General features: G+C 32.6%; 18 protein-coding genes. 15 read left to right on the forward strand and 3 right to left on the reverse strand.

Translation table 11 applies throughout. The features are described from left to right. The first annotated feature begins 1 nt into the window (after position 1). The 5 genes from AAFU52_RS12270 (at position 2) to AAFU52_RS12290 (ending at position 9,615) form a co-directional block, all read left to right on the forward strand. Positions 2–1,819: a cytochrome c oxidase subunit I gene (locus tag AAFU52_RS12270; RefSeq protein WP_024771635.1), complete on the forward strand. Its 1,818-nt coding sequence runs from the start codon at positions 2–4 to the stop codon at positions 1,817–1,819. 225 nt (positions 1,820–2,044) lie between these two features. Beyond that, the gene (ruvB, locus tag AAFU52_RS12275; protein ID WP_024771634.1) at positions 2,045–3,067 is read left to right on the forward strand and encodes a Holliday junction branch migration DNA helicase RuvB; all 1,023 of its coding nucleotides are present in this window, start codon (positions 2,045–2,047) and stop codon (positions 3,065–3,067) included. 31 nt (positions 3,068–3,098) lie between these two features. Then, the gene (locus AAFU52_RS12280) at positions 3,099–5,111 is read left to right on the forward strand and encodes an amidohydrolase family protein (RefSeq protein WP_438426558.1); all 2,013 of its coding nucleotides are present in this window, start codon (positions 3,099–3,101) and stop codon (positions 5,109–5,111) included. Positions 5,112–5,131: 20 nt separating this feature from the next. Then, positions 5,132–6,466 (forward strand): cytochrome P450, encoded by a 1,335-nt coding sequence (locus AAFU52_RS12285; protein WP_438426559.1) that lies wholly within the window; start codon positions 5,132–5,134, stop codon positions 6,464–6,466. A gap of 83 nt (positions 6,467–6,549) precedes the next feature. Further along, positions 6,550–9,615: a CHAT domain-containing protein gene (locus tag AAFU52_RS12290; protein ID WP_438426560.1), complete on the forward strand. Its 3,066-nt coding sequence runs from the start codon at positions 6,550–6,552 to the stop codon at positions 9,613–9,615. On the opposite strand, the gene AAFU52_RS12295 is transcribed toward AAFU52_RS12290, so the two are convergent. Continuing rightward, the gene (locus AAFU52_RS12295; protein ID WP_438426561.1) at positions 9,595–10,311 is read right to left on the reverse strand and encodes a tetratricopeptide repeat protein; all 717 of its coding nucleotides are present in this window, start codon (positions 10,309–10,311) and stop codon (positions 9,595–9,597) included. The genes AAFU52_RS12290 and AAFU52_RS12295 overlap by 21 nt on opposite strands. Beyond that, positions 10,308–10,859, reverse strand: coding sequence for an RNA polymerase sigma factor (locus AAFU52_RS12300; protein WP_024771629.1), 552 nt, complete (start codon positions 10,857–10,859; stop codon positions 10,308–10,310). The genes AAFU52_RS12295 and AAFU52_RS12300 overlap by 4 nt, the downstream gene beginning before the upstream one ends. Before the next feature lie 113 nt (positions 10,860–10,972). On the opposite strand from AAFU52_RS12300, the gene AAFU52_RS12305 reads away from it, so the two are divergent. From AAFU52_RS12305 to queG, 10 genes are all read left to right on the forward strand, one after another. Beyond that, complete coding sequence (locus AAFU52_RS12305; protein ID WP_024771628.1) at positions 10,973–11,182, forward strand: hypothetical protein; 210 nt, start codon at positions 10,973–10,975, stop codon at positions 11,180–11,182. 4 nt (positions 11,183–11,186) lie between these two features. After that, positions 11,187–11,465 carry a hypothetical protein gene (locus AAFU52_RS12310; RefSeq protein WP_024771627.1) on the forward strand — a complete coding sequence of 93 codons (279 nt, stop codon included), beginning with the start codon at positions 11,187–11,189 and terminating at the stop codon, positions 11,463–11,465. A gap of 10 nt (positions 11,466–11,475) precedes the next feature. After that, the gene (locus AAFU52_RS12315) at positions 11,476–12,936 is read left to right on the forward strand and encodes a hypothetical protein (RefSeq protein WP_438426562.1); all 1,461 of its coding nucleotides are present in this window, start codon (positions 11,476–11,478) and stop codon (positions 12,934–12,936) included. 194 nt (positions 12,937–13,130) lie between these two features. Then, positions 13,131–13,442, forward strand: a complete 312-nt coding sequence (locus AAFU52_RS12320) for a hypothetical protein (RefSeq protein WP_024771625.1) — start codon at positions 13,131–13,133, stop codon at positions 13,440–13,442. Positions 13,443–13,556: 114 nt separating this feature from the next. After that, a complete protein-coding gene (locus AAFU52_RS12325; RefSeq protein WP_438426563.1) occupies positions 13,557–13,844 on the forward strand; it encodes a hypothetical protein in 288 nt (95 codons plus the stop codon). Positions 13,845–14,038: 194 nt separating this feature from the next. Then, positions 14,039–14,233, forward strand: coding sequence for a hypothetical protein (locus AAFU52_RS12330; RefSeq protein WP_074409686.1), 195 nt, complete (start codon positions 14,039–14,041; stop codon positions 14,231–14,233). A 56-nt stretch (positions 14,234–14,289) separates the two neighbouring features. Beyond that, entirely contained in the window at positions 14,290–14,439 is a 150-nt protein-coding gene (locus AAFU52_RS12335) for a hypothetical protein (RefSeq protein ID WP_438426564.1), read from the forward strand. Between the two features lie 169 nt (positions 14,440–14,608). Then, positions 14,609–15,031, forward strand: coding sequence for a hypothetical protein (locus tag AAFU52_RS12340; RefSeq protein WP_438426565.1), 423 nt, complete (start codon positions 14,609–14,611; stop codon positions 15,029–15,031). Positions 15,032–15,097: 66 nt separating this feature from the next. Then, positions 15,098–15,631: a mechanosensitive ion channel domain-containing protein gene (locus tag AAFU52_RS12345; RefSeq protein WP_024771621.1), complete on the forward strand. Its 534-nt coding sequence runs from the start codon at positions 15,098–15,100 to the stop codon at positions 15,629–15,631. Beyond that, positions 15,632–16,561 carry a tRNA epoxyqueuosine(34) reductase QueG gene (gene queG, locus AAFU52_RS12350; protein ID WP_438426566.1) on the forward strand — a complete coding sequence of 310 codons (930 nt, stop codon included), beginning with the start codon at positions 15,632–15,634 and terminating at the stop codon, positions 16,559–16,561. A gap of 7 nt (positions 16,562–16,568) precedes the next feature. Here queG and AAFU52_RS12355 read toward each other — a convergent pair whose 3' ends face one another. Next, positions 16,569–17,588: a LacI family DNA-binding transcriptional regulator gene (locus AAFU52_RS12355; protein ID WP_438426567.1), complete on the reverse strand. Its 1,020-nt coding sequence runs from the start codon at positions 17,586–17,588 to the stop codon at positions 16,569–16,571. Positions 17,589–17,746: the final 158 nt, after the last annotated feature.

Raw genomic sequence — 17,746 nt, forward strand, 5'->3', positions numbered from 1 at the left:
TATGTCAGTAACTCAAGGAGATAACCACGATCACGATCACGACGATCACGGACATCATAAAGAAACATTTATTACCAAATATATTTTTAGTCAGGATCACAAGATGATCTCTAAGCAGTACTTGATTACTGGTTTGATTATGGGTATTATTGGTATTGCAATGTCTTTATTATTTAGAATGCAATTGGCATGGCCAGACCACCAGTTTACCATTTATGAAATTCTATTAGGTAAATTTGGCGAGGATGGAGTTATGGATCCGGGGATTTATCTGGCTTTGGTTACAATACATGGTACTATAATGGTATTTTTTGTACTAACAGCAGGATTGAGTGGTACATTTAGTAACCTTCTTATTCCATTACAGATTGGAGCTCGTGATATGGCTTCTGGATTCTTAAATATGATATCATACTGGTTATTCTTTCTAAGTAGTGTTATCATGGTATTGTCATTATTTGCAGAAGCAGGACCCGCATCAGCAGGATGGACAATTTATCCTCCTTTAAGTGCATTGCCACAAGCTATAGGAGGTTCTGGAACAGGGATGACACTATGGTTAGTTTCTATGGCGATATTCATTGCTTCTTCTTTACTTGGTTCTTTGAATTATGTAGTAACGGTAATCAACTTACGAACCAAAGGAATGTCAATGACACGTTTGCCTTTGACAATCTGGGCGTTCTTTGTAACAGCTATTATTGGTATTGTTTCGTTTCCGGTATTATTATCAGCAGCATTATTGTTAATTATGGATAGAAGTTTTGGTACTTCTTTCTATTTAAGTGATATATATATACAAGGAGAAGTACTACATAACCAAGGAGGTTCTCCGGTTCTTTTTGAACATTTATTCTGGTTCTTAGGACATCCAGAAGTATATATTGTATTACTACCTGCTTTAGGTATTACCTCAGAGATTATAGCTACAAATGCCCGTAAACCTATATTTGGATATCGTGCGATGGTTGCTTCTATTTTAGCAATTGCATTCCTATCTACAATTGTTTGGGGTCACCATATGTTTGTATCTGGTATGAATCCTTTCTTAGGCTCTGTATTTACATTTACAACCTTATTGATTGCTATCCCTTCAGCAGTAAAAGCATTTAATTATATTACCACCCTATGGAAAGGTAACCTGCAGTTTAATCCCGCAATGTTATTCTCAATAGGATTAGTATCAACATTTATTACAGGAGGTCTTACAGGAATTATCCTTGGAGATAGTACATTAGATATTAATGTTCATGATACTTATTTTGTAGTAGCACACTTTCACCTGGTGATGGGTATTTCAGCACTATATGGATTATTCGCAGGAGTATACCATTGGTTCCCTAAGATGTATGGTAAGATGATGAATAAGAACTTAGGATATGTGCATTTCTGGATCACTGCTATCGGAGCATATGGAGTATTTTTTCCAATGCACTTTGTAGGAATGGCTGGATTACCAAGACGTTACTATACCAATTCTAATTTTCCATATTTTGATGACTTAACAGATACTAATGTATTGATTACAATTTTTGCTTTTTTAGCAGCTGTAGGACAATTAGTGTTCTTATATAATTTTATCAGTTCTATTTTCTACGGAAAGAAAGCAGTTCAGAATCCATGGAAATCGAATACTTTAGAATGGACTACACCAGTGGAGCATATGCATGGTAACTGGCCAGGAGATATTCCTCATGTACACAGATGGCCTTATGATTATAGTAAGACAAATGAAAATGGTGAATATGTAATTGCAGGACAAGATTTTGTTTCTCAGACTATTCCATTACAAGAAGGAGAAGAAGAAATGCATCATTAATATGTATGTTTAAAAGATATAACGAGCCTTTTCATTTTTGTGAAAAGGCTTTTTCTTTTCTGATCTATTCCTATTAATTAACGGATATTCGAAGTTAATCGGGAGCTCTTTTTACTATATTTGTTAATGACACTCTGGTGTTATCAATTAAACCCGGATTAAATAGTCGTAGTATAATTAATACCGATATAAAGCTATCGGATCAATGATAAAGAGACTTTATAAATGAACGAAAACCTTGATCCAACAAACGAAAACTTTTCTAGCGAAGACCTGGATATAGAAAGAGCATTAAGACCTCTTGCCTTTGATGATTTTGCTGGTCAGGATCAGGTTCTTGAAAATTTAAAGATTTTTGTTCAAGCAGCAAATTTAAGAGATGAAGCTCTTGATCATACCCTTTTTCATGGCCCTCCTGGTTTAGGTAAAACCACATTAGCCCATATTCTTGCCAATGAATTAGGAGTAGGAATTAAAGTTACTTCGGGCCCGGTTTTGGATAAACCCGGAGATCTGGCGGGGTTATTAACGAATCTTGACGATAGAGATGTATTGTTTATAGACGAAATTCACAGATTAAGCCCTATAGTAGAAGAATATTTGTATTCTGCAATGGAAGACTATAAGATCGATATTATGATCGAGAGTGGTCCTAATGCACGTACAGTTCAAATTAATTTGAATCCATTTACTCTGGTTGGAGCAACAACACGTTCAGGATTATTAACGGCACCTATGAGAGCTCGTTTTGGGATTCAGTCGCGATTACAATATTATACGACAGAACTCTTGTCTACCATAGTGCAGCGTAGTGCCCATATACTTAATGTACCCATTTCTATGGAAGCTGCTATCGAAATAGCAGGTAGGAGTAGAGGAACACCTAGAATAGCTAATGCTTTATTGCGTAGAGTGCGTGATTTTGCACAAATTAAAGGAAACGGAAAGATAGATATTGAAATCTCAAAATTTGCCTTAAAAGCACTCAATGTAGACGCTCACGGTTTGGATGAGATGGATAATAAAATTTTATTGACTTTGATTGATAAATTTAAAGGAGGCCCGGTAGGATTAACTACTATAGCAACTGCAGTTAGTGAAAGCCCAGAGACTATAGAAGAAGTATACGAGCCCTTCCTGATTCAGCAAGGATTTATTATGCGTACACCACGAGGTAGAGAAGTAACAGAAGCAGCATATAAACACCTGGGAAGAGTAAAAGGAGGAATTCAAGGAGGGTTATTTTAATAATTTTTTATCGAACATAAACGCATTAGTAATGAACACTTCATTAAAATTTGTAATAGTTGTTTTATCGATGGCCATAATTTCGTGTCAAAAAGAAACAAAAAAAACTGTAAAAGTATATGAGAGCTTAGAATATAATATCTACATGGGTGATAAACTTGCGGGATATCAAAAAAGTTTTCAAGGAAAAGATGGAGTATACCATTATGTATATGAATTTAATGACAGGGGAAGAGGACCTCATATTAATGAAAAAGTTATTCTTAATGATAATGATGTAATAATAAATCATGAGATTTATGGACATAATTATCTAAAAGATACTGTTTCGGAGATTTTTGAAGTTAAAGAAGGAACTGCAAAATGGAAAAGTAGTTCAGAGCAAGGTGAAGCCAGATTTGATAATAACTCGTTCTTTTCAGCAATAAATGGTTCTTTCGGAATAACAGATTTACTTATCAAAAAGTTACTTTCTTCAGAAAATAAAGAAGTAAATCTATTACCAAGTGGTTCAATAAAAATAACCAATATTGATAACCACAAAATAAATGATTCAACAGAACTTAGGTTGGTAGAATTTACAGGGCAATCTTTTACACCTTCATACACCTGGATTGATAAAAACGACAGATTTTTTGGATATGTTTCACCTTGGTTTACGTGTATTCAAAAAGGATATGACAGTATTGCAAAGCAATTACAACCAATTCAAAAACAAAAAGAAGAAGAATATTTAAAAAACTTATCTCCATCATTATTTGAAACTCCTTCCAAAAAAATATTGATCAAAAATGTAGGGGTGTTTAATTCTAAAACCGGAAAAATAGAACCTAATCGATTTATTGTGGTTAACGGAAACAAAATTGAACAAGTTTCAACTACCGTAATTACAGAAAGAGATGATACAATGGTTATTGATGGAACTAATAAAACGTTATTACCAGGATTGTTTGATATGCATACACATATTAGTGAGACTGATGGGGTGATGCAATTGGCAGCAGGAGTAACTTCGGTTAGAGATTTAGGCAATTCTTCGGATTTACCAGAGTTAAAGGAAAATTTTGATGTAAATAAATTGGTTGGTCCAAGAATATTAGTGATGAGCGGGTTTATTGATAAAGCAGGACCATATGCAGGACCTACAGGCTCAATTATAAATACTCTTGAAGAAGGAATACAAGCAATTTCTGACTACCATGACAAAGGGTATGCACAAATTAAATTATATAGCTCTATCCCCCCAGAATGGGTAAAACCATTGGCTGATAAAGCACATGAACTGGGGATGAGAGTGAGTGGACATATTCCGGCTTTTATGATTGCGGAGCAGGCTATAAAGAGTGGGTATGATGAAATTCAACATGTCAATATGTTGGCTTTGAATTTTCTTTCAGATACGATTGATACTAGACAACCGCTTCGATTTTCAATGGTAGCAGAGCATAATTATAAATTAGATTTTGAATCAAAAAAGTTTAAGGATTTTATAAGGTTACTTAAAGAAAAAAATATAGTGATAGACCCAACAGTTTCTATTTTTGATGGCATGTTTACCGTAAAAGCAGGAGAAGCAGATCCTTCTTTTGCTAAAATTTTGGACAGATTACCACTAAGTGTTCAAAGAGGATATTATTCTGGAGGACTTCCTATTCCTGATGGGAAAAAAGATCAATATAAGGCTTCTTATGATAAATTACTAGGCATTGTAAAACAACTTTATGATAATGGAGTTACGATTGTGCCAGGAACAGATTCAATGGCTGGATTTGGACTTCATGCTGAAATGGAAAATTATGTAAAAGCAGGAATTCCAACCTCTGAAGTTTTAAAAATAGCAACTTTGAATTCTGCAAAAATAGCAGGAGTAAATGATAATTTAGGATCGATTGAAGAAGGTAAATTAGCTGATCTAATATTGGTCGATGGCAATCCAGTTAATGATATTAGTGATATCAGAAAGGTAGAGCTTACCATAAAAAATGGAAATATTTATAATCCTGCAAAATTATATAAAGCTATTGGAGTGAAACATTTTAAATAAATAAGAGGTAAAAAATTCACATGCTAGATAGACGAATTCCCATAGTTTCTTTTTTTAGAGTCCTTAATAATGCAAGTCGTATTCTTAAAAATCCACTTCCTTTTCATCATGAAAATTTTGAAAAACATGGAGACGCTTTTAAAGTCCAATTAGGACTTGGTAAAACTGTTATTTTTACTCGCGATGCTGGTTTTGCCAAACATATGCTGCAAAAACAACATAGACGATACACTAAATCTGCATTACAAACAAAAGATCTGGCCAAATATGTAGGAGAAGGATTATTAACTTCTACAGGAGAAAAATGGTTAAAACAAAGACGTTTAATTCAACCTGCTTTTCATAAAAAAAGGCTGGAATCCTTGATAAACACAATCAAAGAAGTAATTCAAGAAGAATTCTTGAGGATACCCTCTAACAAAGAGATTGATATTTTTCCTGTAATGAGTGATTTGGCCTTTAAAGTAGTTGCAAAATCATTATTTGGTTATACAGATACCCAGGGGGATACCATTTCACGATTGCAATATATAACTGAAGCAGCCCAGAAATCTTTGGTTAAAGAAATACGGCAACCCTATAAAAGATGGTGGTTTTACCTGAGTGGAAAAATTAAGAATACCTTTAAATTGACCCAGGAAGCCAGAGATATTCTTAATACGATTATAGAAGAAAGAAGAAACTCGGATAAAGTATATAATGATCTGTTGGATATGTTATTAACATCCAAATATGATGATGGTAGTGTGATGGGTAATGAACAGTTGATAGATGAAATTCTAATTCTGTTTGTGGCGGGTCATGAAACTACATCTAACGCTTTAACCTTTACTGCTGTATTGCTGGCACTTCATCCCGAGATTCAGGAACAAGTGTATAAAGAGGTTTCTGAAACTCCAGATGATTTACAACCAATGGAACAGATAGCAAAATTTCGATATACAAAACAGTGTATTGAAGAAGCAATGCGGTTATACCCACCAGCTTATTTTTCGGATCGTGTGGCTATAGAAGATGATAATTATCAGGATTTAAAACTAAAAAAAGGAACGACTATCTTGGTTTCCTTTTTTGAAATCCACAGACATAAAAGTTTTTGGAAAAACCCTTCTGCATTTGACCCCGATCGATTTCATCCCGACATAGATAAAAAAGAATATTCTGATTGGTATTTCCCTTTTGGATCAGGACCCAGAATGTGTATTGGTAACAATTTTGCGATGTATGAAATGATTTTGGCTATAAGTACTTTGGTAAGGAAGTATAAAATAAGTACTGATCTTCATAAAGTCGATATTAAACCATTGATTACCTTAAAGCCCGAAAACGCAATGCTTACATTTGTCGACAGATAAGTATATTGTAGTTTACATCTTTAGTTTTATATTTAAGCTAAACTTTTACTTTATACCAATTTGATTATTTAATGACGTATTAAATGAAGAAATTACTGATCTTTCATTTATGTTTTTTGATAAGCTCATCCGCCTTTTCGCTACAAGAAGATGGAGCATATCAAAAAGGAGTTGCGGCTTATACTCATTATAATTATAAAGAAGCATTACTTCATTTTAAGCTTGCTTCAAGCTATTTTTTAGAGAAAGATGATATTAAAAACTATCTAAAATCACAATTGTATATTTCTAATATTGAAATTTATAAAAACAATTTTTCTTCAGCATTAAAAACAATTAATGTTTCTATTCAAAACTATACATCTTCAACAATAAAAAACGACAGTCTATGGGGTGAGTTAATGAACACAAAGGCTGTAGTGTATAGAAAAGATGGTTTGACTACAAAAGCATTACAGATAAGTGATGAAATTTTAAAGGACCAATTAAAGAAATCAACTTTACCTAAATATAATCTTGTAAGAACATATACTGTACGAAGTAACATTTTATGGACTATTGGTCGATTTGATGAAGCGGTACAATTGATAAAGAAAACATTAAGTTTTTCTGAGTATTCGATTTCAGGTCTAAATAGAGCAGAATTATTGAATAATTTGGGAAGTGCCTATTTATTGAAAGGAGATTTTAGTAAAGCATATAATTATTATAATAAAGCATATCAGCTTAAGTTAGAAAACAAGGCTAATTTATATGACCTGGCAATAACAACGTTTAATATAGGGGTTGTAAATGAGGCCTTGGGAGATTACGATAAAGCTATAGAGTTTTATCAAAAATCAGCTGCATATGATCTTAGAAACCAAGGCGAAGAAGTAGGTTTTATTACAGATATTTATACCGCTATTAGTGGTATTTATTCTAAGAAAAATGATTTAGAAAAAGCAGAAGAGTATATCGATAAAGCTTTAAAAAAGGCAATGATCATTTATGGAGAGAATCATCTTAATACTGCAAATATACAAGCTTGGTATGTTAGATATTTAAAGTTAAAAGGAGAGTATAGAATATCTTTAGATTTTGATAAGAAAGCATTACAAATTAGAGAAAAATCTTATGGAGTATATAATTGGTTTCCAATACAGAATCTAACATCAATTGCTGATACTTACGTGAAGCTTGCTGAGTATGTAGAAGCCGAAAAATATTATAAAGAAGCATTACGGAGAAGTGAAAAAATGGATTCTAAGTTTCAGGAAGCAGAGTGTTACCAGGGTTTGGGCGATATGCATATGAAGCAAAAGAATTACAGAAAAGCAATAGATTTCTACGGAAAGACATTCATTAATTTTTCGAATCACTTTTATAAAAATCATAGGTATGTCTTAAAAAGTGAACTATTATTAGCAGAAGCTTTGTTTAAACAAGGAAATCATAAAAAAGCCTTTGCAATAATTCAAAAACATCTTGCCTTGTATACTAAAGGAGAGCATGATTTTCCTTTATTGATAGTAGAAGCGATACATCTTAATAATTGCATTGCTTTAACCCAATATACGAATTCAAAAACAATAACATCAGTTCAGCAATCGTATAAAAACATGGATTTGATGATCCAAAATATTCGTAAAATCAAAAAGCAATATACTACTGATAGATCCTTGATAAATGTAGGACGTAAAAATCCAGATTATTTTGATAAAGCAATCGAGATTTGCTATGTTTTGTTTCAAAATACTCAACAAAAGAAATATTTGGAAAAAGCATTCCAATTTTCAGAAATTAATAGAAATAGTGCATTGGTAACAGGAATAAAAGATAAACAGTTTAAAAAAATTGCTGGAGTCCCTGATTCACTATTACAACGGGAGAATATGTTGAAAAGAAAATTGTCCTCTATTAGAACAGCACTACATACTCAAACACATTCATTCGAGATAGATTCTACTATGAGTTTACGATTGAAGTATAGTATGAAGCTTGAGGATTTATTGCATAAAATTGAAAGAGAATATCCTAGATATTATCAGCTAAAATATGCTGATCACACGATCAAAGTCTCGCAGTTACAAAAGGAATATTTGGATACAAATACAACTTTGATTGAGTATTTTGCTGGAGAGAAAAACCTATACATTTTTATCATAAATGATGATACTATTGACTTTAAGAAGTTACCAATAATAAAAGGCTTGACTAAATCAATTACGGAATTTAGAAAGCAAATACTTAACCAACAAAACGTCAAAGAAAATTCTGAACGAATATTTACAGCTTTGCTGAAAAATTTGAATCTGAAAGAAACTCTGATACTGGTAACAGATAACATACTTAATTATGTTCCATTTGAGGTTTTGCATAATGGAAAAGGATATATGCTTGAAGAGTATGCTATAAGTTATGCAGGTTCTGCAACAGTATTGAAAGCATTAACCGAGAGGTCATTAAAAACTACAAAAGAAATGAAATGGAGTGGTTTTGCACCGAAATATAAAAATAATAATTCCTTTGCCTCAAGCGATACCGAAGTTAGAAGTATTTCGAAAATCATGAAAGGTAAAGCATTTTTGGGCGAAGAGGCTTCTGTTAAAAATTTTGTTGCTAATGCTACTAATTCTTCAATAATACATTTGGCCACTCATGCAGAGATTGATAAAAAAAATGCAATGTTGAATAAGCTTATATTTTCTGAAAATGGTAATAAGAATATTTTAATGGCATCTGATATTTATGGATTATCAATTCCTTCAGAAATGATTGTGCTTAGTGCTTGTAATACAGGATTCGGAAAATTGGAAAAAGGTGAAGGCGTGATGAGTATGTCAAGAGCTTTTCATTATGCAGGAGCAAAAAGCACAGTAATGAGCTTATGGAAAGTGCCGGATAAAGAAACCTCGGTGATAATGAACTATTTTTATAAAAATTTAAAAAAAGGATATGCTAAAGACAGAGCATTGCAACGAGCAAAACTTCAGTATCTCGGTAGTGTAAGAGATAACGCATTAAAACACCCTTTTTATTGGGCCGGATTTGTGGTTTCGGGTAATACAGAATCTTTGGAGCAAGGTTTTTTACGCTGGTGGATGACGATATTGGTCTTGGTTCCGGTTTTTATTTTTAGAAAAAAACTAATTAAGTTTTTTGAGTAGTTCTTTAGCTTCTTCCTTTTTATATTCACTGTCAGGAATCTTTATTAATAATTCTAATTGTTCTTTGACTTTGTTAAGTTGATCAACTTTTAGATATGCCATGGCCAGATACCAATGGTTTTTTTCGCTAAACGAGTTTTTAATTTCACTTCGTTCTTCCAAAATTATAATTGCTTTTTTAGTCTCATTTAGTTTTAACAAGGTATTTGCTTTATAAAATTGAAGAGTGTCATTTTCTTCAGTTTCTAATATTGTATTGAATGCGTCAAGAGCTTTTTTAAAATTACCATTTTCATAAGCATTAAAAGCTAGAGATGTTATGTTTTTGTGATCATCACCTCTTACTACAGGTTGAAGAATATTTCTATACGGCTCAAAATAAGTAGCAAACAACTCTTCATTTGACACTGGTTTTTGGGTGTTCCAAAAATAGACTGTTCCTAATAGTACAAGAATGGAAGCTGCTATAGACCACCATTTTAATTTATTTTTTTTCTTAACATTAGACTCAAGGCCAGAAAGCAAATGTCTAAAATCATCATCATCCTTATGTTCTACTACTTTTTTAAGATTAGTATGAAACAGTACTTCATCTCTGAAATTTTGATCAACACTTAATAGTGTGTCAAATTCCTGTTGTTCCTCAATTGTTAAGGTACCTTGAATGTATTTTGATATGAGATCCTGGGGTTTCATTGTTTAGGGGGATTAATCATTGCTCTTAATTGCTTAATACATCGGGATTTTTGACTACTCACTACATTAGTATTATCATATCCTTCTTTTTCGGCAATCTCCTCTACTGTTAGTCCTCGATAATAGAATAATATTAACATCTCTTTGCATCGTTTTCCTAATTTATTAAAAAAAGTCTGTAAAAGTCTTTGCTCTACAGAAAGCTCGACAGGTTCATCAAATGTGATTTTTTCGATGTTATCGTTGGTAATATGAAGTTTTGGTTCTAATGAAACTGTATTTTTATGCTGTTTATAATGGTTGAAAATCATTCGTTTACCGATACCAAATAAATAGGTTTTTAAAGAGCTGTTCACAACCTCCAATTTTCCTTGTATTGCTTGCTTTCTAAGTACTACAAATGCATCTTGATAGATATCGGCCATGGAGTCTTGGTCTACACCATATTTTTTTCCAAAATTAAAAAAAGCGCTCCTGTGTAAATAATATAATTTACTTATTTCCTTAGGATTACTATGAATTAAAATGTCAATAAGGGATTGATCCACCGGGTATGATTTCTATTCCTCTAAGGTATAAAAAAACATTTTTCTTCCTATAGATGTTAAGATTCGGTTTTTTTCTTCCATAAAGAGTATAAAACATATAAAAGTTAAGAATTATGAATCGCATTTTAAAAAAACTAACGCTTAAGGAAATTACTCTTGAATTCATTCCCTCACTTGGGATATCACTATTAATAGCAGAATCTTTTTACAAATTAGGAAGCTTTGCTTTTGAGTGTATTGCATTTTTGGCAACCTGGTATTTTGTGGGATATGTAATCAATAAAGTAAAAATAATTAGTAACGCAATAACCAAAAACAATTAGCATTATGGCAAAAGTGACAAAACCTGCGATAAAAATCAATCCGGTAGTAGTAGGTGAAGTATTTCAACCAATTCAACAACCGGCAGATATTGTTTTAACGAATAGTAAAGTAAAATTGCAAGGGACAAAAATAGAAATCTTTGGGTCTGCAAACAATCTGCTCGCCACTTTCGATTCTAAAACATCAAGTTTTATAGTACACAAAAGGCTGATGATTGGAAACCTTGATGTGTTGGATAAATTAAAAGATCTGGAAACAAGAGTGAAAAACCTAGAACCTTAAAAGATAGATTATGACATTAAGTATAAGAAATATTTACCGAGAGCAAGGCATTTCATTTCCTGTGATTAGTATAAAACAAAATCATGAAATGCATTTTGGCTTACCAACATCTATAAAAAAAGCACATTCGGTATTTTCTTCAAAGAATGATGGAAATGGGTTTGGTTGTGGGTGTAGGAAGAGCAATTCGTTAAAGCTTGTGATATTACCAAAGATCTTAACAAAAGAATTTGGAGAAGTTGTTCCTTCTTGGGTTTCTGCAGCTAAAAGAGACTCGAGAACCGGTGCCCAAATACGAACGATAAAAGGTGTTTTGACACAGAGCAGAATATCAGGTACAGATTTTCCTCTTAAACCATGGCATCATAGTTATGACTGGAATTATTTTGTAAAAACTGATAAGCAGTTTTTTTATCTGAATAGCCCGGCAAATGGTAAGTATAATGCTAAAGATCAGATTGCCGTAATGGAATGTGAATGGGATTCTAAATTTGTTCCGTTATGGTCACTACCCATGCCTGGTGATCGTATACAAATTACTGGGAGATGGATCTATGACTGTGGGCATCCTAAAAATGGAAAACACAGGTCCGAAATTCACCCTCCAAAAGCAGTAGTTTCTTTTCGGGAAGAGACGGATCTTTTTTCGGGAAATAAAGGATTGTCCAGAGCTAATCAAGCAATCGTTTACATAAATAAAAAGGGGGGATATATCAACCAAAAGATTAATGATCAAAATTATACTTTTGATCTCTACCTGCCGCCAAAACCATCAGATTCTTCAATCCCAAAATTCAAAGTAAAGAAAATGATTGCTAGTGCTATTAATCCAATAATTACTCCTTTTCCAAGTGATGATCCAAAATTGTTAAGAGTGACGATTCCACTGAAAGGAAAAAATATTCCATCAGAAAATTACGGAGTAATAATTAGTGGAGGATGGTCGGATCCCAAAGGAATAGATGCTAAGAATATTAAAAAAGTAACTGTTGCAGTACCAGAAGCTGTTTTTAAGAAGGATAAAGATCCTGATGGAATAATTTTTAAAAAGAAGGATGAATGGTATCTGTATGTTGGTATTAATGGGCGATGGAGATTGTTTGAAAGTATGGATAAAGGAAAACGCACATTAAATCACAAGGTAGTTCTTCATTTACACAAAACACAACAAGTTAAAATATCAACTAATGGATATGAAGCTGATCCTATTCATGATATTCTTGGTAAATCTGTAGGATTGTCTTCAAAAGTAGCGAGTTCGTCTAGCTTAAATTCTCAGGAAAGAAAAACAGCAGGAGAAGGGATTAGAAAAGGGTTTTTAAAGCTAGGAACAGATTTGTTAGAAGGAGGTGATATTGAGAATGATAAGATTGGGATTGTAAATGCTACATTTCCTTCAGGTAAAAGAAGTACTAATAGTGTTGTCACTTCGAATCTAGAAGATTATCAAATTACCGTGAATATTGCATAACCTAACTTCTCACATAAAATTTAACGTAATCAATGATCCCATATTCTTATGGATATGGAGATATATGCCCTTATGCAATATAAAAATAGAACTATTAATAGCTCAGAATTAAAGCTTTAAAATAATTGGTATTAGATAACACGTAAGCTGAAAAGTGTATAGAGTAAGCAAGAAAATAAAATATATAATAAGTTATGGCCACGATTAGGGAAAAATTTGTAAAAAAGGGGAAATGGAAAACTATGGAAAGCTTTTTTAATGCCAATGGAGTTGCTTTTTTTAAAGCCCCAAACGATGCTTCAATTAAAGTTAGATATGGTGTTGGCTGGTTTGGAAAAGATAGACAGAAACAAAAGTTAGACGGAAGAACCTACAAAAAACTTCAAGTTGGTAAATGGTCATTGACTAGGGCAAGAATGCAAATAAAAGTAAAAAAGGATACTAATGTGACCTATTATGTTGATGGAGGAGGAGTGGCCCAAAACTCTCCTGAAATTAGATTCTGAATACAACTGAAGTATACTTTCTAAAACCATTTTTTGAGTAGCATAATCTGGATTTAAGTAAACACGGTAGCCGAAAAGTGAATAGAGTAGGCAAAAAACTAATTATTAAATAAAATGAAAAGACTAACAAATCTAAAAATGTATGTAGTAGGGGTATTTTGCATAGTAGCAATTGCTTCTTGTGAGAAGGAACAAGAGGTTGTTCCCGAAATTTCAAATAATACCGAAGGCTTTATGAGCAAAACAGGTAAAAGTGATACTAGAATTGAAGAAAATGCGGAAGTTGTAATTCCAATATTGCATCGAAGTTATAGCGCCGATATAAGTAGAGAAGATGCTGATGCAAGATTTGAAGAAGAAGTTGCAGAATATATGAATAAGAATCCGCCAAAATTTCATTAAAAGGAACAGATGGATGGTTTATAACAAATTATGATATCTATGCGTACCCATCATATCAAACAGTTTCTGCTACAGGAAGTACTTATTTAAGATCCTACCCAAATCGATGGTTGGATAACACATTTTTCTGGGGATGGGATACGTATTCTGCAGGAGAAAGAGGAACTGGTAGATTAAATTTTTAAAATAACGATATGAAAAATTTAAAAATAGAAGGAATTAAAACCCTAAGCAAAACTGCACAAAAATCAATAGGTGGCGGAGACATAAACCTTCCTGATCCCATACTTACGTGTTGGCAATGGAAATGGTTATGTGATACAGTTGGCTTTCCGCCATTAACCGGAAGATATTGTAGATGGGTTAAAGTACAAGTGCCATGCAGGTAGTTGTCCCTGGATGTCTTTAAATGTTCATAGAATACTAATTTAAAATAATAAAAATCATGAAAATTCTTAAACTAAATGGGGTTATGGTTCTTAGTAAAATTGCTCAAAAAACAATCTTTGCAGGAAGGATCAATAACTGTAAACAAATACTGTGCGCCGGTTTATCGGCAAGAGAATGTGCAGAGATTTGTAGAAACCCATATTAGACCATGCTAAAATTATAAATATTACTAAGTCATAGATCAAAGAAAACCAGATTGCCAAAATAGGTATTCTGGTTTTTTGAGATAAATAATAATAAACGTGCTAGCTAATACTTTTTTTAGTATTAAAATGTTAGTAGAAATAGGATAACTATTTAATATATAATTAATTATGAGAAAACAGATTTTTGTACTTGCCATATTGGCAATTGTGATATCATCGTGCTCAGACGATGATGATCCAAATCCAAATCCAAATAATAATACTATTATTGGTACATGGATTTTAGAAAGTACAACAGAACAAGGCTATAATCAAAACATAGAGGGTGTTCTGATAGGTTGCGATACAAGTGCAACAACGCTAAAATTTGATAAAGAGACCACTGTGAATATAAATTCGATGGTAGTTGTTCAAAACGGGACTAAATTATGTGTAAGTGGAGGCAGTGAAGAAATTACAGATGACACCATAAAATTAATAAAAGGAACTTTTCCTCCCCCAAAGGATATATTTTCATATAAATTACAAGGTGATATACTTACACTTACTGATGGAGGAAATGATGATTTTGTATTTAAAAGAGCAAATTGAAAAAAGTTTAAACAACTTCTTTGCGTATTTTTGCTAGAACAAATATGCAATACGCTAATAAACTAAATGATGATCGCTTTTAGAAATGAAATTTTATTGTCCATAATAGTATTGATACTATTATTTTTTGTGTTATTAATTACAAAAAGAGTAATCAAAAAGTTCGCAAAATTAAAATCTATAAATGCCGATAGAAGAAAACTAATACGTAACCTGTCTAACCTACTTCATTACCTTATTGCAGGGACAGCTTTAGTGATTATCTGGGGAGTAGAACTTAAACAATTTAGTGTTTTTATTTCTTCGGTTTTAGCAGTATTGGGGATTGCTTTTTTTGCACAATGGTCAATCTTATCTAATCTTACCGCAAGCATTATTTTATTTTTTAGTCACCCGGTTAGGATAGGAGATAGGATACGGGTTTTGGATAAAGATTTTGATTGGACCGGAGAAGTGAAAGATATTACAGGATTTTATCTTTTTATGGTTACAGATCGAGGCGAAAACATAACTTTGCCTACATCTCTTGTGATACAGAAAGGAATCCAAATCATGAATAAGTACCCAGAAAAACAAATTGACCATAAAGAAGAAGTGTAATTGAATTCTAAAACCAAATACACTCAATGTATCAAATCCGAGGCAAAACGCTTGGGTTTTCTGTCGTGCGGAATTTCTAAAGCAGAATTTCTGGAACAGGAAGCTCCGCGTTTAGAAAAATGGCTCAACCAGAATATGCACGGCGAAATGCAGTATATGGAAAATCATTTTGATAAACGTCTGGACCCCACTAAATTGGTTGATGATTCAAAAAGTGTAATATCATTACTGCTCAATTATTTTCCTTCAGAAAAACAAAAAGATTCAGAAGCTCCTAAGCTATCTAAATATGCTTATGGTACTGATTATCATTTTGTGATTAAAGATAAACTGAAGCAGTTATTACATTTTATTGAGGAAGAAATTGGTGATGTACAAGGACGAGCTTTTGTAGATTCTGCACCAGTATTAGATAAAGCCTGGGCAGCAAAAAGTGGATTGGGTTGGATTGGTAAAAATAGTAACTTGTTGACACAGCAAGTAGGTTCTTTTTATTTTATTGCAGAGCTAATCATAGATCTTGATTTAGAATACGATACTCCTGTTACAGACCACTGTGGTACGTGTACAGCATGTATCGATGCTTGTCCTACACAGGCAATTGTAGAACCTTATGTGGTAGACGGCAGTAAATGTATATCTTATTTTACGATAGAGCTTAAGGAAGAGATTCCTAATAGCTATAAAAATCAATTTGATGATTGGATGTTTGGTTGCGATGTGTGTCAGGATGTATGCCCGTGGAACCGTTTTTCTAAACCACATAATGAACCACTTTTTAACCCGAAACCAGAACTGTTAGAGATGTCAAAAAAAGATTGGGAAGAAATTACACAAGAAGTATTTTCAAAAGTGTTTCAGAAATCTGCAGTAAAAAGAACCAAATTCTCGGGGTTGAAAAGAAATATTGATTTTTTATTTGGGGATTAAAAAACGGTTAACACGACTCTCTAAAAATAAGCTTGGTAGGTAGAATGACTTCTTTATGAAGACTAGGAATATTCTCTTTGTTTAGTTCAATTTCATTTAACAAAATCTCGGTGGCAACTACTCCCATTTGATGTGCAGGTTGATGTACTGTTGTTAATGTAGGAGAAACGACAGAAGACATAAACCAGTTACTAAATCCAAAAACCGCTATATCACTGGGGATTTTGATGTTATTCTCATTAAAATATTTTATTGCACCAATTGCCACAAGATCGGTTATTGTAAAGATAGAATCGACCTCGGGATTTTCCTGTATTAGCTTCTTTGCATTGTTATATCCATCTTCAAAATCTGTATTGTTATTACACAGATATACCAATGAAGCATCATATGTGATCCCATGATCTTCTAATGCTTCTTTATACCCCTCAAAACGATCGTTAGAAATTTTTGGATTAAGATCCCCTCTGAAATGTGAAATCTTTTTATATCCTTTGGAAATAAGATATGAAACAGCCTCGTATGCAGCTTTTTTATCGTCGATCCGCACTTTAGAACAAGATATAGAAGGTTCTATTTTATCAAAAAGGACCAAAGGAATATTTCGACTCAGTACTTTTTTTAAATGAACGAATTCGTTAGTCTTATTAGATAAAGACATTAAAATACCATCTACTCGTTTATCAATTAATAAATTTACTTGTAGTTTTTCAAGAAATAGCTTCTCACTAGATTGGAGAATGATAACCAGATACCCTTTTTTTTCTGCTTCTTCAATGATACCATCTATTACTTTAGAAAAAAAATGATGTACTGTGGTCGGGATGATAACACCAATTGTTTTTGTTTGCTTAGTTCTTAGGTTTACAGCTAATTGATTAGGTGAGTAATTCAATTTTCTGGCAGTCCGAAGAACCTTTTTCTTAGTGTCTTTATTTACATCTGTATAATCTTTTAGAGCCTTAGATACAGTTGCTACAGAAATTCCTAATTCATTAGCAATATCTTTTAGAGTAGTAACTTTCATAGACTAAATGTTATATTTATTAAATATACAATTTAAGCTAAAATACAATTAGATTAATAAAATATAAAAATTTGAAAAGCCTCTCTTGTTAGTGAAAAAGGACAAAATGAATGAGAAAAGTACTTTTAGATGGGCTTTTTACCCTAAATGAATAGTTC

The sequence above is a fragment of the Aquimarina macrocephali genome, from assembly GCF_051627225.1.
Lineage (GTDB): Bacteria > Bacteroidota > Bacteroidia > Flavobacteriales > Flavobacteriaceae > Aquimarina > Aquimarina macrocephali.

Coding starts and splice junctions, on each gene's coding strand:
- AAFU52_RS12270 (WP_024771635.1), top strand. CDS start 2: ATGTCAGTAACTCAAGGAGATAACCACGATCACGATCACGACGATCAC.
- ruvB (WP_024771634.1), top strand. CDS start 2,045: ATGAACGAAAACCTTGATCCAACAAACGAAAACTTTTCTAGCGAAGAC.
- AAFU52_RS12280 (WP_438426558.1), top strand. CDS start 3,099: ATGAACACTTCATTAAAATTTGTAATAGTTGTTTTATCGATGGCCATA.
- AAFU52_RS12285 (WP_438426559.1), top strand. CDS start 5,132: ATGCTAGATAGACGAATTCCCATAGTTTCTTTTTTTAGAGTCCTTAAT.
- AAFU52_RS12290 (WP_438426560.1), top strand. CDS start 6,550: ATGAAGAAATTACTGATCTTTCATTTATGTTTTTTGATAAGCTCATCC.
- AAFU52_RS12295 (WP_438426561.1), bottom strand. CDS start 10,311: ATGAAACCCCAGGATCTCATATCAAAATACATTCAAGGTACCTTAACA.
- AAFU52_RS12305 (WP_024771628.1), top strand. CDS start 10,973: ATGAATCGCATTTTAAAAAAACTAACGCTTAAGGAAATTACTCTTGAA.
- AAFU52_RS12310 (WP_024771627.1), top strand. CDS start 11,187: ATGGCAAAAGTGACAAAACCTGCGATAAAAATCAATCCGGTAGTAGTA.
- AAFU52_RS12315 (WP_438426562.1), top strand. CDS start 11,476: ATGACATTAAGTATAAGAAATATTTACCGAGAGCAAGGCATTTCATTT.
- AAFU52_RS12320 (WP_024771625.1), top strand. CDS start 13,131: ATGGCCACGATTAGGGAAAAATTTGTAAAAAAGGGGAAATGGAAAACT.
- AAFU52_RS12325 (WP_438426563.1), top strand. CDS start 13,557: ATGAAAAGACTAACAAATCTAAAAATGTATGTAGTAGGGGTATTTTGC.
- AAFU52_RS12330 (WP_074409686.1), top strand. CDS start 14,039: ATGAAAAATTTAAAAATAGAAGGAATTAAAACCCTAAGCAAAACTGCA.
- AAFU52_RS12335 (WP_438426564.1), top strand. CDS start 14,290: ATGAAAATTCTTAAACTAAATGGGGTTATGGTTCTTAGTAAAATTGCT.
- AAFU52_RS12340 (WP_438426565.1), top strand. CDS start 14,609: ATGAGAAAACAGATTTTTGTACTTGCCATATTGGCAATTGTGATATCA.
- AAFU52_RS12345 (WP_024771621.1), top strand. CDS start 15,098: ATGATGATCGCTTTTAGAAATGAAATTTTATTGTCCATAATAGTATTG.
- AAFU52_RS12355 (WP_438426567.1), bottom strand. CDS start 17,588: ATGAAAGTTACTACTCTAAAAGATATTGCTAATGAATTAGGAATTTCT.